This window comes from Rhodococcus sp. YH3-3 (assembly GCF_001653035.1).
Lineage (GTDB): Bacteria > Actinomycetota > Actinomycetes > Mycobacteriales > Mycobacteriaceae > Rhodococcus_F > Rhodococcus_F qingshengii.
Map to the genome: position 1 here is coordinate 1 of NZ_BCWH01000004.1, position 18381 is coordinate 18381.

Genomic DNA, 18381 nt, shown 5'->3' on the forward strand with positions numbered 1-18381 from the left:
TTCGCGTTCTCGCCAAAGGATTTGATCGTACCTGTGAACTCGGTGCCCGGGACTCGAACGAGGCTGGGGAGGTGCGGGGGCGGCACGAAACCCTACTCTCTCGCGTCTGCCAGCTCATCGTCGTCATGCTCTCAATCATACAGGGCGCACCCCAAAAACCGCAATACAACCAGAAAACAAGAAACACTAGAAAGCTAAGTCACACAACCATATTCGCGCATCACAAAAACATCCATGTGCACAAGAACTGAAACCAACGCTGCACCAAACGAACACCCAAAGTTTATGCCAGACAACAACATTCAAAAACCCCCAAAAAACGGTCCACAAACCACCCCGCAACAACCGAGCCAACACCGCGACACTCCCCCACCACCGAACCCGAACACACCCCGCCGGCCCCATCGCCGGCGCCTCCCACACCCCAAACAACACCCCAAGGACGTGTCATCACCCCAGGTCACAAGACTGAAACACCACAACTCCCCTACACAAACCTGTGATCTCGCCCTGTTCCCAACAGGAATAAGTGAGAACCGTAAATCGCGGACTCGAACCTACCCACAGGGAGCAGAGATGCCCGAACACAACGAGCAGAACCCCGGCAACCACCGCCTACATCGCCACCACCGAACAGCTCTCACAGCTCCTCCACACCCCCAACACACGAAAAAGCTCCCCACCACACGGTGAGAGGCCCAAACGCCGCACCCAACAGCAAGGACCGGCCCGGTTGCCGCGGGCCGGTCCACAACCAACTATCCGCCGATGCCGTATTCCTTTTCGAGGTATTTGGCTCGCTCCTGTTGTAGGTCCTTCACGTCCACCTTGACCGCCGTGAGATCGAGGCTTGAAAGCGGGAAGATCCACAGTTGGACCACATTTCGGCGGTCCTTCTGCCCGACATCGGCCGGGACGCCGCCTTGGTCGATGACTGCGTCAACGACGGCTTTGTTCAATGGAACGAGGTCACGCTGCCATCGCATCGAATCGACGGCGATCGCAGCTCCGCCCCAGACGTCTCGAGTTGCTTGCAATCCCAGCTCGGTGAGCAGGCCCGACCGAGCCATCGCGCAGACCAGAGTGACCGCGTTGCAGGTTGGTGCCGTGTGCATGTACGGCTCGTCGAAAACTGCGGCCCGCGCTTCCGGTCCAGTCCAGTAGCGCTCTCCGCTCTCCGTCTCGACATAGTCGACGTATAGTGCCGTCTCTCTTTCTTCGAGGACAGGATTCCGGAAGACCCAGTCGACCTCCGTCGGACCATCCAAGTAGAGGTCATCCCTGAACCCGTCGATATAGCCGGCCACCTCGGCGAGGTCAGCCGGTTTTCCGTCGTATGCCTTCACATAAAGCCCGCGCCCCAGGTGCTGGTAGAACACCCGCATACACGAAGAAACCGATTTGTCATCGCCCCAGCCACATCGTGCAATGTCCAGCAAGATCAGCACCTTCGCAGCTTCTTCCTCCGCGAATCCGCGGAGGACTGCGGCGCTCTGGAATCGCCGGGCCTGTGCAAGCTGATCGGCATCCGCGGTAAGCGCGATGACACTCCGCCCGAGCTGCTCCAACCCCGTTGCCAGCTCAGCGAATCTTTTGTCCTCAGAAATCTGAAGGATTGATTTCAATCGTCTTACGAACATCTGCCACATCATGCCCGGTACCAGGCGTTCGCCAACCTCACCATTGCGAAACGAGGCGGTCCATAGGTCGCCAAAAGCCTTAGACTGGGTCTTTCTAATTGCCCCGCCGATGTTCCAGGACGCGTCACCTCAGGCAGATCAGAGGCCCGACCTCGCACATTCTGGGCAATCTGCATCCGACATCGAGGTCACCGAGATTCCGCGCGGCTCAAGCGCCTTGATCAGTTGAAGCCTCACATCAGGGTGGGACAGAGGCAGATCCAATGGCATACCTGCGGAGTCGACGAGCGTCTCGACCGCATCGGGACAGTCCCACAGGACCAACGAAATATCACCGAAGTACGCCGTGTGGTACCTGATCCCCTCTACCTTTCCCGACGTCGGATGATCCTCGTAGATCGCCTGCGCCCACGCCTGCGTCAACTCTCGGGGGAGGTCACCGGTGGCCAACGTCGGCAGTGCGCCGATGTCCATCGCGGAACCCGGCTGCGCCAAGTCATAGGTGACGATCTCCCGAGTCGGTCGAACCTGCGCAACGCGCCGGTTCGAGCACAGCGCCGCTACACCGGTCTCACCGAACACCTCACAAGCGGATGTCGCGAGATTCGGTGCCACATACAGCACCGAACGGCCCTCCGGGTCCTCTTGAGGATCATCGAAAGGTGGCGTGTGGTGGTCGAATCGGTACAACGGTCCGTACTGACGGAATGTGACACCGTCCGGGGTGTGGATAGCCCGATGGTAGATGCGAAACCACGGCTCGTCAGCGCCGCCGACCGCTGGCTCCCACGTCCACCGGTAGTCCGCCTCGGGCAGGGGTCGGTCGGGCATCTGAAGCGGTTTGGCCATCAGGCGGCCGTCAGGGAGTTGACCACCGCGAACACATGATCACTGTCGTGAAGCATCTCCTGTTGAGGTGTCCGCCCCTCGAAGTTTCCGTTCGGCCGGTTCATCCATCGAGACAAACTGACCACACCACCTGGGAATTCACGAACGAGGCGGTCCAGTTCCGGAAGAACCGGTTCCGCGCTGTCCGGCGTGAACTGCCACGCAGGGAAACGCCATTCCCGGCCATCCTTGATACCGATCAGTCGATGCTTGGCAACCATTTCCGACACCGTCTGTGGAGAAACACCGAGCATGTCGGCCGCCTCCGCGCGCGTGTACGACGTCGTCAATTGCTCGCGGCGCTGCGCCACCTGGAGGTGCAGGTTCTTTCGCTCCAGTGATGCGGCCTCGGTTTCCGAGATCGGCGGCCCCCAGCTTGAGCTCACACCGGTGTCAGAAGGGGCCGAATCTTCATCAGCTCCCTTAGCTGCTTCGACAGCTGGACCGGGCACAATGTAACCGTCACGCGACAGCCCGTGGAGCGCCTTCGACAGCGCCTCTCTCGACAGCACCGCCATTTGCGTCGTAGCTACGTAATCCTGGGCTGTGAGGGGAAGTCGACCCCCAGTATCGGCGGAAACAACAAGCAGCTTATGAACCGCACTGGATACGTTGTGCTCGTCCTGCATGCTCAGGGAGACACGCTCCGCGCTGCCCACAAGACTCGCTGCGACCCGGTCCACCAATGAGGACAATTCCGCGCCAAGTAGTTCCGTCGCAGACGGCGACTCCCGGAAATCAAAAGTCGACGGCCAGTGAGGCACGCCCGGCCCAATCAACTCTGATTCGTTTTTCTGTGACATCGAGACCTCCTAGGCCAAGTATACGCGCGATATGCGGGTTGTGCGGCTTGCGCGGAGACGACGGCTTTCGTTGCCGGACTGCGCTGAACCCCAGAAGTGAAGAGCAGACCATTCGACCAGGTCAGCGCACAAGAAGGCACGCAGTGGGCGGCGCAGGAAAGGGGATAGAGGAAAGAGTCTGGACCTGTGATCCAACAAAATCACGAACCGGAAGCACTCACTACGCAAGCCCTGGCCAGAAGGGCCCGACTTGAGCTTTGCGGGGTTTCAACGGGACCGGGCAACTGACGGAAATCACCGTAACCAACACACCCGAACATCACACGCCCCCTCGGGATGCGCCATCACCGCAGGTCACAACGGCGTTTACTATCTTTTGCGTGGCAGAGAAGCGGTTCGACACCAATGTGACCATCCCGAAGTCTGCCCTGGACCGTCTCTCCGAGATCGTGAGGATGCCCGGCTACAAGTCACGCGACCAGACTGGTCGCTACCTCATCCTGAAATACATCGAACGCAACGAAATTATCCCGGCAGATGACCGGCTCACACACATTTCGACTGTTATGCGCCACCCGCTGCCACCAATTCGCTTGCCCAACAAAGATATTGCGATCCTTGACCCTATAGTCCCCACTCGCGGCCTCAAACTGAGGCTTCCCGAAGGTGTCTCCGGACAGGCCCGCTCTCTGGCCTTCCGCCTTCCCGGTCAGGCACAGTTCAGGGGGCCTTCGGACTATCAGTCGCGATTGCTGACCGACGCGGTGATGACGTCGATCGCCTACGAGTGCTGCGAACTCGGTTTGGACCCGATCACCGATCCGGTCCTCGCAAATATCTACCCGCTGATAAGGCAGCGGGCAGCGCGCGGCCTGTGGCTACTGGCTGTCAATGCGACCAGGACCGGCGCGGAGCGAACCATCCTCCGCGAAGCCGAATTGTCCAAGGAGGAGAGAGAACAACGGAAGGCGAAAACCGGGGAATCAACCAAACCCAGGTACGTGGAGGGCGTCGCTGCACTGCTCCAGATGAACGACCTCAACGACGGCGAGGCTGTGTGGCATCACGCGCATCGCTACCAGTTCGTGCAATACCTCGCCTCCCGCCTTCTTTCGACAGCATCGAGACACAACCCCAAACACACAGAACAAGCCTTGTACGACCAACACGGCGACCACTGGAACACCCTGCTCGCCACCGCCGTCACCTTGGGCTCAAGTCCGCGAGGTATGAAAAGCCGTATAAGGACAACCAGCCCCACGACCGCCGATCAGAACTTCGAGGGCCGAGGCGGCGGAGCCGTATGGCGGGCACAACGAGTCCTCGTGCCGTTCAACATCGTCAACTGGCTCAGCCAGTCTGTGTCCCAGAACACTGCCCGCGTATTGCACGTAAATCCTCCAGGCTGGCAGCTCGTTCTCCCCGATGGCTGGAAACCGAGCTTCTTCCCCGGCCACCTCCCGGACGAGTGGGCCGAGCACGTCGCCAAGCGCCGCGTCCTCTGCTTCGACCTCAACCAAGCTGTACCGCATGGGGCTCAGGGCACTCGATCTCGTAGTCATATGGTGTGGCCCACCACCGACGACGACACCGGCGATGCAATGCCTGTTACGGGACTTCAGACGATGCTCACCGCCCTCATGGACGACATCGAAGATCCGCGCAAAGTCGCCGAGATCCTGCTTCTGGAACTAATGCCAGGAAATGTCGATGCCGGTCGGGCATGGTACGACCGGCACGACAACCCAGATCTCGCTGACGACGCACTCTCGAGCAACGTGATCGTTTCCGACGATTTCGGTCCCTTTTTCATCTCGACCGAGCCATCGGACGAACTTCCCACCGTGGGCTCAGCGACCGCAACTGTAGAGGCGGAGACGCCACCAGCGACTCGGCACCCCGGCGATGTGCCTCCGCTCCCCGACTTCTCATGCAAGACCCCGCCGAAGGCCGTGCAAGAGGACACACCCGACGACCACACTGAGAAAGACCGCTGGTACACCGACTGGCGACTATCAGATGGAGGAGCCTCCGACCGTCATCTGCCCGTGTACGTCCCAGTCGAGACTGCACAGCGCCTCGGGTTCATCGACGAAGCACATGCCCTGCGGCTCATCGACCAGGCCGAGGAACGGACCAGGTCAGCGATGCACAAAACTCTCAACCGTGCCTTACTCGAGCACGGACAAGCCGATCACGATGCTCTTGAGAAGGCGACGAACAATCTCGCGCAGTTCACTGAGCTGGCGCGCACACTCAGCGTCGAGTTCAACGAGGTGTCGGCGGCGTGGTGTTGGCACGTCACCTCCATCTCCGACGAAGCCGAGACCAACCCCGAGCGCCTCCAGTGGCTCGCCACCCACCTCGCCGAGATCTACACCCGAGAACTCGAACGCGATATGCACAACGCCGTCCGGACAGCCGCACGTCAGTTCGCGTACCTTCACCTGCCCCCATCGACCAAGCGAACTCGACCCTGATCCACCTGCATTTTGTGCCATCGGCGATATTACTCAAGGATTTCTTTGCTGTTTTCTGAGTTCAGAGCCCATTTCGCCCGTCAGACCTGTGACGGAACACCCGGAGTGGCGGAAGGACAGGAACCCCGCACAGTGAGCACACACCAGAATAGCGATGACACCTCGCCATATGAAACAGCCAGTGGGCGCCGAGCCAATGCAGGTCCCGCGCCGAGGGCACGGCCTGCACGTGCACTGGAATCCAGAATCTTCGCCAACCTCGGTGGTCGGGTCCTGTGGGAGTGCCTCAAGTGGTTAGGCGAAAAACTCTTCGGCTATTGAACCGCTCTGGGTCGCCCGCTCCCGCTCCGATCCGATACCCAACGGATCGGAGCGGGGCGGCAGCCGGCTCCGAAGATTGTCGGCCAGTCACGACCCACTGACCGCTATGCAAACCCTGCCCTCAATGGCAGCGCTCGGTCCAGACGGCACCATCACCGTGCTCGGCACCCCACTCACGTACTCGACGGCCTCTGGCCACTCGCCCCTGACTTGTGCGGCGGGCAGCCCCGGCCGTGTTTCCACAGCTTCCCGTGTACCGCGCGCACCTTCATCGGACCAGATGTCAGTGGCCGAGTGTAGAAAACACCCATGAATGCAAGCCTTCCCGACGCCGCGCTTCGATCGAATGAGTTCGCATTAGCTTGGCAGTCGCTCGATTTGGCCCATCATCTCCGTCGTGACATCGCAGCCAACTGGAATGCACTGAACCAGGAGGAGATGTTCGACTGCTGGATCGAGGCCGATGAGACTGGTGCCGGAAGCATTGGTGTCACCATTGACTGGCCACCACAAGCGAATACGCTTCAGCAAGTCGGCCGAAACTTCGTCACGTCCATCAAGAACAGTCTTGACGAAGCGATCAGAGTAACCGAGCAGTTGACCTCGGGTCCGCTCGTCACCCCTGATCACTCAATAGAATTCCCATTTTGCCGAAACTCTCGCGAGTTCGTCGCACACTACCGATCAGGAGTCCTGGCGGGTCTCCGTCCCGATCATCTTCAACTTGTCGAAGTCTTTCAGCCATACGCAGTCGACGCTGATACACCGGACCGAATAGCCATGGTGCGGTCCACAATGAATTTGCTGAAGTCGTTGATCGAATTGCCCGAACACACCAATATAATTGGCGTATGGGCCCATTCAGCGGATCCAACCGTTATCGTCGACCCGCCACATCGCATTGCGGACCTGACAATTGAGCCGCCATCGTTAATCGAGCACTCCAGTGTGATCGCCCAATTCCATGTCGAACCGCCATATGGAGCTCGAGGATTACAGGGGCTCCCAGGCATTGCGTTCGACGTTGGCCTCGCAATTCCTCCTTGGCCACACGATCCAGATGCCGACACTCTGGACCGCCGATGTACCGCAATACTGGCAGTAGCCGAAGAAATTATTCGCGGATTCGAACGATCCGTAGGGGTCCGAAACGACCGACCTACAACCTTCCGCCCAAACCCGCCGGGCGACTATCACGACCAGACCAACGGACGATGGGCGCCAATCGACTCTTCTGCGATACCAGACCTCGAAGATCAACTCGCACAGTCTGATCTAGGCCTCGCAATGTACCGGGATAATGAACATAACATGGTTATGCTCGTCCACACCGACGATGGGGTGTTCGGACGTTCAATCCCCCAAGCCCGCATCCTGGAACCCACAGTACGGCGAGGTATCGCCGCCGAAAACGCGGCACTCGGCGCTGCTGCACGATGGGGACTTGCAGACTTCGTCCTCGTACCGAAAAAGATCAACAAAGGCACCGCCTCGCGCGAACTGGGCGACGGAACCGTCATTTTCGGAGACCGCGCACTCGCAATACAAGTAAAGTCACGAGACGCCTCCTCCGACGCCACTCCTGACCGTGAACAACGATGGATCGCAAAGAACGGCGCAAAAGGGGCACGCCAAGCAGCAGGTACTATCCGAACCCTCACTGCCACACCAACAACCATCGACAACGCCCGGGGGCGACCCCTCCACATCGATGGAGCCGTCTACACGTGGGTCGGTGTGGTCATCATCGACCACGATGACCCACCTGAGAACATTGCTCCCATCGGATCAACGCCTACTGTCCCCATCGTTGCCCTTCTACGACGTGAATGGGAATTTCTGTTCGACCAGTTGAGATCGATCACCGCCGTCGGTGCTTACCTCCACCGCATCGAGACCGACAACGTAGCGCCCGGCGAACATGTACCGCACTACTACGAACTCTCTGATGCCGACCACCGGTCTACGAACGTCCAGGATACCCCCAGCGGGCACATCGACCTGACAGGACAACGGTTCTCGTACCCCTTGCTGCCGCGCGAGCCAGCTTCGAGCCTCGACGAAGACGGCGCAGCAATGTTCCGGCAGATACTCGAAGACCTCGCAACGTCCCCCTGGGATCGACCGGAAATGGACCGGTTGGGTGTTCTCCATCTCCTGGATCAGCATCCAGTGACGGAGAGAGCGCAAATCGGTCGACGACTGCTGGACAAACTCAAGACCGCCACTACCCTACTGGGCGGTGAGACGAGATTCGAACATCGCCGTTACCTACTCGGCGACAACGATTTACATCTCGCATTCAGCGTATGCAACCACCTGAGCAGCCACCACAGGGAAGCCTTCAAACGGTGGACCATGCTTCGTCACTATGACTGGAGCAACGGGCTCCAAGCCGACGCGCAGCAAAACTGCAAAACGGTCTCCGTTCTTCTCACCCCCCGACACGACGGACTGCGCCCATGGGACACCACGATGTATGCCATTCACGGTGATCTCGAACTTGAGGAGGACGAACTGACAGCGTTTCGCGAGCTCTTCGGCAGCGGGACGTAACCACTGACACTTTGGCATCGACCACTGTATGTGGACCGGGCCGAAGGCCATCTGACGTCGCCTCGAAGCGAGACGGCACAGAAATCGAAGTGTGAGCACCGGACCTGAGAACCAAAGACCTTCGAGACGGTCCGGTGTGAAATATCGTCACCACGCGTTACCCAAAGCATCGTCCGACACGCCAACTTCCCTGATCACAGAGATCGAAGGCTACCTATTCTGCGGTTATACCTTGCCGGTCTAGTCACGCACAGCGCACCCGACTGACACTCACACCCAAGCCGGTGAGCAACCCCTACTCTGCCCAGCTGTGATGTATCCGTTCATCGGGGCGCATGGCCATCATGCACTCGGGGTTGCTACCTAGGGATTAATGTCAAGTCACGGACGATCCATCCGCGCACGGACGCAGCCGCGATGTAAGGTTCAGCTCTCGTACGGTGAATCGCAAACGCAAGCAAGTGGGTCGGGCGAGATGCACCCACAAAAATCAGTTCAGCAATGCGTTGACGTGTCTTGTCAGTGGCAGGAAAGCTTCCACCATCGAGGATGGTGCTCAACACCTCGTAGACATCGTGTCGATTACCCGATCGATCGAGGCACTCGACGATAAGTGTCGCTGGGTGCGTCTCGCCTTTGGCGCCCTGGATGGTCTCCACAACCGCGGGGACAACAGCGCCGTCCGGCACAGCCAAAGGAGCAGCCTGCTGCAGTGAACCGATTACTGGAGGTACGTATGCGAACACCCCCTTGTCCACTCCGATGTCCTGATCATCTGTGAGCTCAACCAGTAGCAGGAAGAGCTGATTGGTTATTGCTTCCCAACGACTCTCGTCATCGAGTGGGTCAGTCAAGATGTCCAACAGCAGTGTCCGGACATGGCCACCGGGCAGGACATGATCGCGCGCTAACAGCCGCAGGCTCGGCAATGGTGTTGCCGACCGGACTCCACCACGAATCGTTTTCCACAACTGCTCTACCGCAAAGTTGGCTTCCCCGGAGAACCACTGGGCACGAACCGAACGAGCAACTCTGACTAGGGATCCCTCCCCCCTAATCGTTTTCACTGCAGCATATTCCGGAACATAGCAGCTGATGGATTTTGGATATTTCTTCGAGGTTCCAGGATCTTTGCGTGAACCGAGTACTCGTGGAGGGCTGTTCAGGAGCAGCGCACGCGGCACGATTTCTGAGGCCATCAGTTCAAACGCACGAACCACTTCAGTAATACAGTCGTCGTCGTAGAGGAACACGGCGATCCTTCCCGGCGGCCCCACGCCTTCGATCACTTGCGCACGGTGAACTGTCAATCCACTGACCAACTCCGCGATGTCTGGACCGAACCTGCGACTGACACGAAGTTCTAACGCGTCGCTCCGAGGGAAGGCAGACGGCCGAGCGACCGACTTTCCTGTTTTCACGGTAAAGATGCCCTGGTTGACGTCACCCACTCGTTGCACCACCGACTCAGTACCGGCGAAGACCTGATCGAGCAGCTGCTGTTGCGCGTCGTCCGTGTCCTGCATTTCATCGAGCAGAACGAACGGAAAACGATGCGCTGCCGCCGACGCCAAACCCACATTTTGGGCGAGGTTACGTTCGGCAATTGCGAACATGTCCGCGTAACGAAATACCCCTTGCCAGGCGAGACGTTGTTTGAGATCAACAAACTCTTTGCCGCTCGCCGTGTCCAGACCGAAAGGGAGCTTTTCAGACGTTTTAACCGCCAGTTCGCCTCCCTCCCAGACGAAATGCGCGCCCGCTACCACGTTCTCCCCGTTGCCGAACCTGCGGGAGAGCGCAGACCGCAACGTTCCGAAGTGTGGGCTTCGGGTGAACAGACGCACCGCCGCCTCTGCGTACACTGCATCGTCGATCACCTGCACCGCTACCCCTCGGGAACGGAGCGCCGGCAAGGCGAAAAATGTGTTCGTGAAGGACTGGATCGTGCCGATGAAATGGGGGTAGCGCAACAGTTTCGCACCCGTCGGCGATGCCATAAGACGCGCGGTGATCTCATCCTTGGCGGTGTTGGTGTGAGAGAGCACGCATACGCCACGGGTTGTGCTGGTCCAGCCTTGAGCGAGGAGAGCGAGTTTGAGGCCGATCAGGCTGGTCTTGCCCGATCCTGGCGCTGCCTGTAAGTCCAGAGAGGTGGCGCTCTGGACGAAGTCCCATTGTTCTTGCTGCGACAGCTCGATGCCGAGAATTGCGGCTGCGGCGTCGACTCGATCTTTGCTGAAGGTTTCTGGACTATACGGTGCGTTCATCATGCACTCGTGTCACGTAGATGGGCGAACGCATCTTTGAGGTAGGCGGGAAGGTCTGCCTCGGTGATAGAGGTGGTTTCGAGTAGGCGTGCTGCATGTTGTGCTGCAATCGTTTTGCTGGCGTTATTCATGCGGAGTGGTCTGTAAATGTCCAGGGCCGCCGCCGACAAAGTCCTCTCCGCTTTCTTCCAGTCGTCAACTTCAAGTTGGGCCGCAGACTCTATTCTTGTGAGCTTGGCTGTATCGGGCCAGTTCTCCTTGGAGGCTACCGCCGACCGTGCGGCCTTGTGCATCAGAGCGGCCATCTTCCAGGAGGCCGCCGCCAGGTCGTATTCCAACGTCCACTCGTCGGAGACGAAGGTCTTGACGTGTCCACTGTCCGCGGCCGTCAACTTGTCCACATGTGCGGCGATCTCCGGTTGAGTCATCTCCGCGGAGCACTCGAGCGATCCGCGCATATCGTCCGAGGTATCTTCCGGAACCAGATCGCGATCGCGGATGCAGGCGACTGCTACTGGTATCTGCTCGCCGTCCCGTTGGAAGATCCTGCTGTACCGGAAAAGCCCAACGCTACCGACATTGACGACACTAACCCCTGATTCATTGAATGACTTTCCTACCGCGGCAGCAAGCGCGGGCACCAGGATGACCTCGGCGTCACCCTCGACGATCGCCACCGCGCGGGCAAAGAACAAGTTCGCCTTGGTGACGTCCAGGAAACGCGTCAGGAACGCGTAATCGCTCGCGTCCAAGCGCGTCAGCTCAGGTGTGAGGCGAAAGGTGCGGCCCCTCACAACCAGGGTCAGATGCTCCACAGGCATCGAGGACGCCACGTTCGGGCTGTGCGTGGTCACGATAACCTGCACCGGCGGTTTCGTACTATCTCCGTTGCGGCTTGCCCGCTCCTGAAGTAGATCCATCACACGAGTCTGGAGTTGAGGATGCAGATGCGCCTCAGGCTCCTCGATGAGAAGCAAAGGCGCAACATCACTGTCACCGAGCAGAAGGAGTTCAGCCGCCATAAACAGCGCATTGTTGTACCCGAGCCCTCGCCGAGTCCGCCCTCCATCCCCTGAGGTGAGCGTCAATTCCAAACGCTCCAGCGCACGTATCAGCGTCGCATCCCCCGACACCGAGATCTCACCGCACAGACTGTCCGAACCAATTGCGAACTTATTCAAATAATTATCGTTGATATCGTCACGCGCCGCGGCCACGGCCGGGTTCTGGGCAAGGCGATGCTCAGCGCGACGCAAAATCCCGACCAACGTCTCGGCAGTATCGGACTTTTCGTCGAAGTCGTTCTCGCCCTGCTCCGCGATTGCCGGGTACCCGACCATGATCTGCGATAGGCGCGACCCCCGCCCTGAGCGGAGTTCTGCCTCGGCATCACGGAGAGGACGCAAGTACGTAGCCTTGAGCAATTCGCGCGCAGCGCCGTCCAATGAAGGACCGCCGCCGTCAGGACCGGTGCGCGTTGTCACCGAAACACGTTGAGGACGAAGAGGGTCCATAATCTGCGCTCTTACGGTGATGTGCAAAGTCGCGGTACCAGCTGGATCAGTGGTCAACAATTCCAGGAACGTCGCCTGCTCCCCCCTAGTGAGATCCGCAAAGCTGCACGTGATGGTGAATTCATCAGCCCTCGCATTCACGTCGATGTGAAAGTCATCCTGCGTGATGCGATAGAAATCCGTAGCCGTAGTCAACAGGCACAGGCGAATTGCGTCGACGATCGCGGATTTACCGCTATCGTTCTCACCCACCAGAACATTAGTTGCCGGCCCGAATTCGAGATGAAGACTGCGATCATCATCGCCGTCACTCTTCGGGCTCGATCCGAAGATTCGGAAGTTCTCGGCCCGCACGCTAGCCAAATACATTTACTGCTCCTACACCACTAAAACCAGCGCTCGATCTCGACAGGAATCCCCCCACGGCCCCATGGCCGCACAGTTCGACGAATCTTACTGTGCGCGATAGCCTGGCCCGACCACCGAGGGCCGCTTCCGGTGAGTCCCAGAGTCATCGTCGACTGAGCCAGTCGACCCCACCGATCGGTTCGAACTCGATGTCGAGGATAGACTCTAGGAAGGTCACAATTAATGGCTCGCTATCCACGCGACCTATTCTATTAATTCTTTTACGCTACAGACTCTTTCATTTCATCGAAGCCGAAACTGGAGCCAGTCGCGCCCCTCTCGGTTGGGCTAGGTCTCATCAAATCGCGGAGAGCAGTCGGGATCCGTTCTCGGCACAGACAGCGACATTGTCCACACAAGCCCTCGACAACATTTTCGACGATTGTTCCCATCCATCGATGCTTCTGCTCTAAGTTCGTTGCATGACCGGCGATTCCATGGCCCTATTTCCGATGAAGATCGAAACCCCCATGACAATTCAATCTGTCATCGTCAGTCAAATAATTCCGGGCCTCCTCGACCTCAACGCCGTAGCAGGCATCACTACGGGCACAGACGAACCCGCATTCATACTGACGACCGAAACTCCCACCTCACAGCAATCACCACGCACCAAACACCAGCAGGAAAGAGACGATGTCCACGCCTTCCTGACAGCATGCGTCCCTGCATCCGATGTCGGCACAGTCATCCCCGGCCCCCACAAGAACGCCCCACCCGACTGTCTTGCCCACATACGAAATCGCCCATACACGATCGAAACCGCGCAGCTCATGCTTCCGACGCGCAACGGGAAACCAAACTCAGTCGGCCGATGGAAGGGGTCTGCTGCACGATCAGGTGACAGGTTGAGTCACGCAGCCTGAGTGGCTGGTGTGGTCATGATGGTCTCGTATTCTATGGGGGTCAATCGGCCGAGTCCGACTTGGCGGCGTCGGCGGTGGTAGGTCTTTTCGATCCAGGTGACGATCGCGATCCTGAGATCGTCACGGGTGCGCCAGGGGCGGCGGTCCAGGACGTTCTTTTGCAGTAGAGAGAAGAAGCTCTCCATGGCGGCATTGTCGCCGGCCGCAGCGACGCGGCCCATCGAGCCGACCATGTGATGGCGGCTCAGAGCGCGGACGAATTTTTTTGATTGAAATTGCGATCCTCTGTCGGTGTGGACCACGCAGCCTGCGACGAAATCTCGGCGGGCGACGGCGTTGTCGAGCGCATCGACCGCGAGCCGGGACTTCATCCGATCGCTGATGGAGTAGCCAACGATCCGGTTGGAGAATACGTCTTTGAACGCGCACATGTAGAGCTTGCCTTCGCTCGTCCAATGCTCTGTGATGTCGCCCAACCACAGCTGATTCGCAGCATCGGCGGTGAAGTTGCGTTGGACGTGGTCGTCGTGGACCGCAGGCCCCGGGCGCTTGGCTTTTCCGCGTTTCTTGCCGAACCCCCTCCCCCAGCCGTTGTTCGAGCAGATCCGCCACGCTGTGCGCTCGGCCATCACCTGGCCGACGTCGCGAGCCTCGTAGAACAGGAACCGGTAGCCGAACTCCGGGTCGTCCTTATGGGCCCTGAACAGAGCGTTCGCCCGGTAGGCCTCCGCGAGGTCGGCATCGGTCACCGGGTCAGCCAGCCACCGGTAGTAGGGCTGGCGAGCGATCTCGAGTACCCGGCACGTCACCGTGACGGGAATGCCGTCCTCGGCCAGCTCACGAACGAGCGGGTACATCATTTTCCCGGCAGGTTCGCCTGGGAAAGATAGGCGGCAGCACGGCGCAAGACTTCGTTCTCCTGCTCGAGCAACCGGATTCGCTTGCGCAGTTCCCGGTTCTCGACCACGTCCTCACCGGTAGTTCCTGATTTGATTCCGTCCTCGATATCGGCCACTTTCAGCCAACCCGTCAGGCAGGATTCACTGATCCCGAAGTCGGCGGCGATCTGCTTCAACAGCATTCCGGGCTCGCGACTGCGGGCAACCCGAACAACGTCCTCACGGAACTCTCGGGGATAGGGCTTCGGCATGGTGCACATCCTTCCAGCGGCACCTCTCGGCACCACAGATCAGATGTCACCTATCCGTGCAGCAGACCCGTCCCGTCTCGACCCAAGTCCGATGCGGACACAGAAACCGTGCCGCTGATCAGGGTCGGTTCGATTTCCTGGTGAAACTGGTAGACCGGCAAGCCTTCAAGCTCCGCCTCATCGACGAAATCCAGGTCACGGCTCTCGCGCAACGTGGTGTCGAAGTAGGGGTAGGACTGCTTCTGAGTATCGAAGGGGAGCTTGAACTGGTGACCCTCATGCGCCACGGGGTCCGCTGGCTTGTCGGACGACGACTGGATGGAGCCGACAGGCTCGGCGACAGCGCTCCCTGTGCGCCGATCGACGGTGACAAAGTCGACGCTCGCATTGACGATCGCCGCTTGTCCGGACCGGTCGTCGCGTGTCATCTGCATTGCAGACTGCAAGGTCACGAGGTCCGCGTCGGACGGTTCCTGAACGGTGACAAGCTGATTGACCGTGATCGGCACATTCGCATCGACAGTCAGCGTTCCTTTGGCGAGAGCTGCGGCGTCAAGTAACTCAGCCGTTCCGGTAGAGACAGTGCCTGCCTCGATGCTCAGCGGGATCTTCACGAGGTTGTCCGCGACGTAGGTGGGTGTAAGCGCACTGGCTGCCAGCAAGAAGGCTCCTGCCGCTATCAGGACACAAGCTGTACCGCGGCGGGATGGACGCAAGCTGATCGACATTGTGAAGACCCTAATGGGTCGTATGAATATGGCGGTACGACGTCAACCGGGGTTGAACCTCAGAAACGCAGGGGTGCACCCCGACTACGAAAATTCGCAAACAGGACACTACCGTTACACGGTCGGCGACAGAGGGGCTGACGATAGGAGGATCGTGAAGTGGCAGATACGTCGACGGTGGCTCGCGCAGTCGACCGACTGTTCCGCATAGCCGAAGGTGACGAATTGAGGTCGCTGACAGGTCTTGCCGAAGCACTCGCACGCTACCGAGGTCGCCCTCTGGTGATCCACGAGGGCCCCGATCTGCCGGATCGGATTTTCGGCCAATGGGTCCGACATCCGGACTACGACGAGGTGAAGTACGGAAGATGGGTCCACGCTCGTGAACGGACCATCGCCCATGAACTTGGCCATATCGTTTTGGGGCACGTCGGGAAGCCGGCAATCGAACTCGCGCGTGAGGTCCTGCCTCCGGAGCGCCACGACCTCGCCGCTCTGATGCTGCAACGCGATTGCGACGACACGAAATCGCCGGAGGAAGCCGACGCGGAGGCGTTTGGCAACCTGCTTCTACACCGACTGAACGGGGGCAGCCGCATCAACCGGAGCCCTGGACTCAGGTCACGACTTGACGAGGCTTTCGGTTGATCACTGCATTGGCTGCGGCATTACTGGCTGTGGTGGCGGCAACCCGGTTGCACCGGTGGTGGTTTCGGCGTTCGTTAACTCTCGCAGGAGCCTTTCTCGGGCTTTCCTGCATGTCGATCCACATGCTGGTCAACATCCGACCCGTGGAAGCATTCGTCAGCAACACATTCGGAGAGAGCTTTCCCGCAGCACTCAAGATGGTGATGGTTTGCGGACTCTGCGCCGGCACCGCGATCGGATTCACCGACGTGACGACGAGCAAGGTTGATCTGCGCAAAAAACTCATTCGCACCCACATAACGCTGTCACTCCTCACCGGCTCACTCGCTTTCATCTTCTTCTTCAGTCGCCCGTGGCCGGCGAACGTCGACAATCTCACTTTCGACAACGAGTACGCATTCCTTCCCGGCTTCGCCGAAGGTCTGATGTTGGGGATGACCTATCCATTCTTGGTGGCGCTGATGGTGACGGTCGTCGCTATTACCCAGGCAGACCGTCAGACCGTCACAGGGCGGGCACTACTCCTGGTCACCCCTGGCGCAGCAATCCTCACCGCCTACGCTGCGCTGCGGATCGGGTACCTCTTCGCCGCGCGCTACGGGTTCATGGAGCCGACGCCCACGCCCTTCGCGATTTCTCGATTGCTGGCACTATCTGGTGTTTTGTTTCTTGGGGCCGGAATGTCGCTCGCCCTGGCATTGAACTGGTTTCGTGCGAAGAACGCCCTCCAGCAGTTCACTCCTTTACGCGAGGAGTTGCTAAACCGGTGGCCAGGCGCCGAACGAGGCTCCAAGCCGGGCAGTAGTGCGTCAGAGCAAGTCAACGACAAGGCGGCCGAAGTGCTCGATGCCCTCAGCCTCGAGGTGGAGCAAAGCAATTTGCCGACTGGTACCCAGCTTCCTCCAGCAGTCGCAGCATCGGCAATCGCAGACTGGCTCGTAACCGGCCGAGTGGCTGACGGCTTGGGGTACAACAGTTTCTTCCCCGACACCGACACGACTGATACTGAATGGGCAGCGGCGCTGGGCAGCGCATATCAAATCACGATTGAGAACGAACGAAAGATGGTCGCAGGACAATGACAGACATCGACACCCGAGTCCCTCGCACCACGGCCGACAAAGCCGCACGCGTTATTACCGAGGTCGGGGCGCCGTGGATTCTCAATATCGTTGCGTCGATGATCATCGGTGTAGCTGTGGGCGCACCGGGCTGGGGAGTCTTCGTCGCCGTATTCGGCGGTGTCGTTCCGATGATCTTTATTCTGGTGGGTATGCGGCGGGCAAAGATCAGTGATCATCACGTCACCCGGATCAACGAACGCCACATGTTGATCGCATCATTGCTGGTTGTCACCCTGGGTGCACTGATAGTTCAGATCGTTGCTGATGCGCCGATCGAGATGATTGCGTTCTTGTCTTCGGGTCTGGCCGCGCTGGCTGTAGCTGCGGTCATCACAAGTGCTTTGCATTGGAAAGTCAGTGGACATACTGGTGCTTCAGCTGCGATTGCAGTGGTCCTGGCCTTGTCGGTCTCGCCGTGGTGGCTATTGGCGTTGGCGCTTACGCCGATGATCGGATGGTCTCGGGTTCACCTTGGGGACCATACAAAGGGGCAGGTCATTGCTGGGGCAATCGCTGGGGCAATCGCAGCTGGTCTTACTTACGTCGTGATCGCTTAGGAGTCGTCGTCGTCTCGGTTGGCCAACTTGCGAAATGGATCGTAGGTCCGAGCTGCGATGTTTCCATCTGCTGAGTCACGCAACCCTTGAATCCACTCAATCGTTTGCTTGACCTCTTCGTAGGTTTCTTCGTCTCCGAAGTAGTCCATCGGGACCTTGAAAACCCGACAGATGTCTCGAACTACCTCCACGCCCGGTGATGTGCGCTTCCCGCTGAGCAGTTGAGACATGTACCCGGTGGTCATCTTGCTACCGCTGAAGCGGAGTATGTCGACGATTTCTGTCTGTGTGTACGGCCCACGACTTCGTGGGTGAACATTGTCGAAGAGGTACCGGAGCCGTTCAGCAAAAGTGGTGCTCATCAATCTGCCCAACCTTTCAGTCTTGTGTCGCGTTGATCTGTCGAACCCATTAACTCATCTCACTGA

At 59.0% G+C, this 18381-nt stretch carries 13 protein-coding genes; 5 read left to right on the forward strand and 8 right to left on the reverse strand.

Going from position 1 to position 18381, the window contains the following annotated elements; translation table 11 throughout:
* Positions 1–758 precede the first annotated feature (758 nt).
* The 3 genes from YH3_RS31285 to YH3_RS31295 all read right to left on the reverse strand — a co-directional run bounded on the left by YH3_RS31285 (position 759) and on the right by YH3_RS31295 (position 3331).
* Positions 759–1640, reverse strand: a complete 882-nt coding sequence (locus YH3_RS31285; RefSeq protein ID WP_193777216.1) for an AbiV family abortive infection protein — start codon at positions 1638–1640, stop codon at positions 759–761.
* 138 nt (positions 1641–1778) lie between these two features.
* Entirely contained in the window at positions 1779–2471 is a 693-nt protein-coding gene (locus tag YH3_RS31290) for an RES family NAD+ phosphorylase (RefSeq protein WP_238592741.1), read from the reverse strand.
* Between the two features lie 17 nt (positions 2472–2488).
* The gene (locus tag YH3_RS31295; protein WP_082920711.1) at positions 2489–3331 is read right to left on the reverse strand and encodes a helix-turn-helix domain-containing protein; all 843 of its coding nucleotides are present in this window, start codon (positions 3329–3331) and stop codon (positions 2489–2491) included.
* Between the two features lie 380 nt (positions 3332–3711).
* On the opposite strand from YH3_RS31295, the gene YH3_RS31300 reads away from it, so the two are divergent.
* Together YH3_RS31300 and YH3_RS35735 are read left to right on the forward strand one after the other, a co-directional pair.
* A complete protein-coding gene (locus tag YH3_RS31300; protein WP_064444692.1) occupies positions 3712–5811 on the forward strand; it encodes a ribbon-helix-helix domain-containing protein in 2100 nt (699 codons plus the stop codon).
* A gap of 630 nt (positions 5812–6441) precedes the next feature.
* Entirely contained in the window at positions 6442–8688 is a 2247-nt protein-coding gene (locus tag YH3_RS35735; protein ID WP_154100383.1) for a hypothetical protein, read from the forward strand.
* 359 nt (positions 8689–9047) lie between these two features.
* Here YH3_RS35735 and YH3_RS31315 read toward each other — a convergent pair whose 3' ends face one another.
* The 4 genes from YH3_RS31315 to YH3_RS31340 all read right to left on the reverse strand — a co-directional run bounded on the left by YH3_RS31315 (position 9048) and on the right by YH3_RS31340 (position 15624).
* Positions 9048–10961 carry a UvrD-helicase domain-containing protein gene (locus tag YH3_RS31315; RefSeq protein WP_064444695.1) on the reverse strand — a complete coding sequence of 638 codons (1914 nt, stop codon included), beginning with the start codon at positions 10959–10961 and terminating at the stop codon, positions 9048–9050.
* Positions 10958–12841 (reverse strand): ATP-dependent endonuclease, encoded by a 1884-nt coding sequence (locus tag YH3_RS31320; protein WP_064444696.1) that lies wholly within the window; start codon positions 12839–12841, stop codon positions 10958–10960. The genes YH3_RS31315 and YH3_RS31320 overlap by 4 nt, the downstream gene beginning before the upstream one ends.
* Before the next feature lie 892 nt (positions 12842–13733).
* Positions 13734–14896 (reverse strand): IS3 family transposase gene (locus tag YH3_RS31330; RefSeq protein ID WP_154100271.1). Its coding sequence is split into 2 segments (ribosomal slippage): positions 13734–14609 and positions 14612–14896, totalling 1161 coding nucleotides; the frame shifts between segments, so codons are not numbered across the junction.
* Between the two features lie 50 nt (positions 14897–14946).
* Positions 14947–15624, reverse strand: coding sequence for a DUF3068 domain-containing protein (locus YH3_RS31340; protein WP_064444698.1), 678 nt, complete (start codon positions 15622–15624; stop codon positions 14947–14949).
* A gap of 159 nt (positions 15625–15783) precedes the next feature.
* Here YH3_RS31340 and YH3_RS31345 point away from each other — a divergent pair, with 159 nt between their 5' ends.
* The 3 genes from YH3_RS31345 to YH3_RS31355 all read left to right on the forward strand — a co-directional run bounded on the left by YH3_RS31345 (position 15784) and on the right by YH3_RS31355 (position 17953).
* Positions 15784–16272: a hypothetical protein gene (locus YH3_RS31345; protein WP_064444699.1), complete on the forward strand. Its 489-nt coding sequence runs from the start codon at positions 15784–15786 to the stop codon at positions 16270–16272.
* Between the two features lie 110 nt (positions 16273–16382).
* On the forward strand, positions 16383–17354 hold the full coding sequence (locus YH3_RS31350) for a hypothetical protein (protein WP_064444700.1): 972 nt from the start codon (positions 16383–16385) through the stop codon (positions 17352–17354).
* The gene (locus YH3_RS31355) at positions 17351–17953 is read left to right on the forward strand and encodes a phosphatase PAP2 family protein (RefSeq protein WP_064444701.1); all 603 of its coding nucleotides are present in this window, start codon (positions 17351–17353) and stop codon (positions 17951–17953) included. Before YH3_RS31350 ends, YH3_RS31355 begins: the two co-directional genes overlap by 4 nt.
* Here the strand turns inward: YH3_RS31355 and YH3_RS31360 are convergent.
* Positions 17950–18315 carry a helix-turn-helix domain-containing protein gene (locus YH3_RS31360; RefSeq protein ID WP_064444702.1) on the reverse strand — a complete coding sequence of 122 codons (366 nt, stop codon included), beginning with the start codon at positions 18313–18315 and terminating at the stop codon, positions 17950–17952. The two genes, YH3_RS31355 and YH3_RS31360, sit on opposite strands and share 4 nt — an antisense overlap.
* Between the last annotated feature and the right edge of the window lie 66 nt (positions 18316–18381).

What these genes read in the sequence shown, in the direction of transcription:
- YH3_RS31315 (WP_064444695.1), bottom strand. Translation starts at nt 10,961, where the DNA reads ATGATGAACGCACCGTATAGTCCAGAAACCTTCAGCAAAGATCGAGTC.
- YH3_RS31355 (WP_064444701.1), top strand. Translation starts at nt 17,351, where the DNA reads ATGACAGACATCGACACCCGAGTCCCTCGCACCACGGCCGACAAAGCC.
- YH3_RS31340 (WP_064444698.1), bottom strand. Translation starts at nt 15,624, where the DNA reads ATGTCGATCAGCTTGCGTCCATCCCGCCGCGGTACAGCTTGTGTCCTG.
- YH3_RS31285 (WP_193777216.1), bottom strand. Translation starts at nt 1,640, where the DNA reads ATGTTCGTAAGACGATTGAAATCAATCCTTCAGATTTCTGAGGACAAA.
- YH3_RS31295 (WP_082920711.1), bottom strand. Translation starts at nt 3,331, where the DNA reads ATGTCACAGAAAAACGAATCAGAGTTGATTGGGCCGGGCGTGCCTCAC.
- YH3_RS31350 (WP_064444700.1), top strand. Translation starts at nt 16,383, where the DNA reads ATGTCGATCCACATGCTGGTCAACATCCGACCCGTGGAAGCATTCGTC.
- YH3_RS31290 (WP_238592741.1), bottom strand. Translation starts at nt 2,471, where the DNA reads ATGCCCGACCGACCCCTGCCCGAGGCGGACTACCGGTGGACGTGGGAG.
- YH3_RS35735 (WP_154100383.1), top strand. Translation starts at nt 6,442, where the DNA reads ATGAATGCAAGCCTTCCCGACGCCGCGCTTCGATCGAATGAGTTCGCA.
- YH3_RS31360 (WP_064444702.1), bottom strand. Translation starts at nt 18,315, where the DNA reads ATGAGCACCACTTTTGCTGAACGGCTCCGGTACCTCTTCGACAATGTT.
- YH3_RS31320 (WP_064444696.1), bottom strand. Translation starts at nt 12,841, where the DNA reads ATGTATTTGGCTAGCGTGCGGGCCGAGAACTTCCGAATCTTCGGATCG.